This is a genomic window from Roseateles sp. P5_B10, from assembly GCF_056400485.1.
This window is the reverse complement of the sequence record NZ_JBFULE010001013.1, coordinates 1-1659: the sequence shown is the minus strand read 5'-3', so window position 1 is coordinate 1659 and position 1659 is coordinate 1. Positions and strand designations below refer to the sequence as shown.

Below are 1659 nucleotides of genomic sequence, written 5' to 3'. Positions count from 1 at the left end.
GGACGGCTCGCCCTAGAACGGCACATCCAGCAGGTCCACGCCAGCTGCGTCAAGAAGCCGCTCCCGTACTCCCGGAGCGTCGATGTCCGAGACGTGTACGACGAGGCGGCGCCACACCTCACGCCTTGCATATGGCACGCCGAACGGCGGGCAGCTGTAGAGGTAGCGCATGGGCTTCCTCGACTCATCGACCATCACCGCCATGTCGAAGTCCGCCCCGCGGACCACGCTCAGCGCTGCCTCATTCACATGGGTGTCGTCGTACTTCATCTGAGATCCTTTGGCCCCTGATCTGCCCAGGCTGGCGGCGCGGCTTGCGAGACGAGTGCTGCGCCCCTTGCCTTGTTCATCGTGGGTGGGAACCTGGCCTTGGCTCGGGCCTCTTGCTCATCGACGGGATCGCGGACGGGATCACACCACCAGACCTGCGGCACCGGCTTTGGACTCTTGGCGCTGAAGCCGTGATCCTCGTAACCCAACACCATGATCTGGCCGTCCCTGATCTTGACCCGTGCGCAGTCGAGCTGGCGCCAGCGGATCTCCGGGCCGCCTCGGACGCCGAGCAGGGAGGCTGTCATCGGTCGGCGCTCGCCGTCCTCGGCCCAACCGCGCATGACAGTCACCCATAGCCGCCCGCGCACTGGGACCATGGCCTCTAGCCGTTGCTGCGGCAGCTTGCGGCCGTGCTGCCTTGTCTGAATTGCATCAACCCACATACTGTGTATTTATACAGCTTCATTGGCAGGGCAGAAACGCCGTCCTACAACCGCAGCAAGTGGCACAGGACGTTCTAGAGATATCGTGCCGTCATGTGCTCCAACTACGAGCCCGTGACGTTGGACGATCGCCTGATGGCGCACTTCGGTGTGTCCAGGCCCTCGGACGTTGAGCCGCCAGAGTCAGCGTTCCCTGGGCTGAAGGCCTTCTTCATCCGCGCCGAGGACAAGGCCGAGCTTGTTGTCGCGCAGGCTCAAGTGGGCTTTTTTGGCTACCTGCCCGAGTTCGCCTCTGACCTTGCCTTCGGTCGGAAGACGTACAACTGCAAGTCGGAGACGATGCGCGAGAAGCGGGCCTTCAAAGCCGCATGGTTTGCCGGCAATCGATGCCTGATTCCTTTGGAGAGGGGCTTCGAGTGGTGCTACGAGACGGGCGACCCTGTGCGCTGGGCCGTGAAGCGCAGCAACGGTGACCCACTCTGCGCGGCCGGCCTTTGGGGCGTGTGGATCGGCCCGCATGGCGAGGAGATCCTCTCCTTCACGATGCTGACCATCAACGCAGATGGTCACCCGATCTTCAGTCGCTTCAATCCGCCCGGCGACGAAAAACGGATGCCCGTGTTTCTGCGCCCGGGGGATCAAGACAGCTGGCTGAATTGCTCCATCGATAAGGCCGGCGACTTCATCAGGCAATTCCCAGCGGAGCTGCTTGAGGCGGAGCCGGCGCCGGCGCCGTGGAAGCCCCTGCCTGAGCCGGCTGAATGGGAGAGCGAGCCCGACATGTTTGCCGACGACTGGCGTGAAGCCGCCGCCGATCCCCTTGCGCGCCAGCTGAAGGCGCGCAAGTCCCGCCCAAAAGCCAAGCCCGCGGCCGAGCCGGGCCCGCCGCCACCCACGACTGGCGACCTTTTTGACTGACCAAGAGCACTATGGACTTCATCAC

The 1659-nt window shown here is 63.8% G+C and carries 3 protein-coding genes; 1 reads left to right on the top strand and 2 read right to left on the bottom strand.

Going from position 1 to position 1659, the window contains the following annotated elements; all coding sequences use genetic code 11:
• Positions 1–12 precede the first annotated feature (12 nt).
• Both AC1DU6_RS30290 and AC1DU6_RS30285 read right to left on the bottom strand, forming a co-directional pair.
• Positions 13–270, bottom strand: a complete 258-nt coding sequence (locus tag AC1DU6_RS30290) for a hypothetical protein (RefSeq protein ID WP_477861766.1) — start codon at positions 268–270, stop codon at positions 13–15.
• Complete coding sequence (locus AC1DU6_RS30285) at positions 267–716, bottom strand: hypothetical protein (RefSeq protein ID WP_477861764.1); 450 nt, start codon at positions 714–716, stop codon at positions 267–269. Before AC1DU6_RS30285 ends, AC1DU6_RS30290 begins: the two co-directional genes overlap by 4 nt.
• Before the next feature lie 93 nt (positions 717–809).
• Here AC1DU6_RS30285 and AC1DU6_RS30280 point away from each other — a divergent pair, with 93 nt between their 5' ends.
• The gene (locus AC1DU6_RS30280) at positions 810–1634 is read left to right on the top strand and encodes an SOS response-associated peptidase (protein ID WP_477861762.1); all 825 of its coding nucleotides are present in this window, start codon (positions 810–812) and stop codon (positions 1632–1634) included.
• Positions 1635–1659 lie beyond the last annotated feature (25 nt).

What these genes read in the sequence shown, in the direction of transcription:
- AC1DU6_RS30290 (WP_477861766.1), bottom strand. Translation starts at nt 270, where the DNA reads ATGAAGTACGACGACACCCATGTGAATGAGGCAGCGCTGAGCGTGGTC.
- AC1DU6_RS30285 (WP_477861764.1), bottom strand. Translation starts at nt 716, where the DNA reads ATGTGGGTTGATGCAATTCAGACAAGGCAGCACGGCCGCAAGCTGCCG.
- AC1DU6_RS30280 (WP_477861762.1), top strand. Translation starts at nt 810, where the DNA reads ATGTGCTCCAACTACGAGCCCGTGACGTTGGACGATCGCCTGATGGCG.